General features: G+C 59.0%; 1 protein-coding gene. It reads left to right on the top strand.

All coding sequences use genetic code 11. The features are described from left to right. Positions 1 to 222, top strand: a 222-nt coding sequence (locus tag LHU53_RS19635; protein ID WP_227334474.1) for an IS66 family transposase, incomplete at both ends; no start/stop codon positions are given.

The raw sequence follows: 222 nt of genomic DNA, 5'->3' as shown, positions 1-222 counted from the left end.
ACCATCTGCCCTTGTACCGCCAAGAGGCCATCTTTGGTCGTGCTGGTGTAGCCATACCGCGCTCCACACTGGGCGCCTGGGTGGGCAGTTGTGGGGTGCAGTTGCAAGCCTTGGTTGATGCACTCAAAGCCGACATCCTCAGCCACAGCGTGATTCATGCCGATGAGACGCCGGTACAGATGCTCAAGCCCGGTACCGGTAAAACGCACCGCGCTTATCTGT

It is taken from the genome of Rhodoferax sp. U2-2l, from assembly GCF_020594515.1.
In the GTDB taxonomy this organism is placed as follows: domain Bacteria; phylum Pseudomonadota; class Gammaproteobacteria; order Burkholderiales; family Burkholderiaceae_C; genus Rhodoferax.
This window is presented reverse-complemented; position numbering and strand designations above follow the sequence as displayed.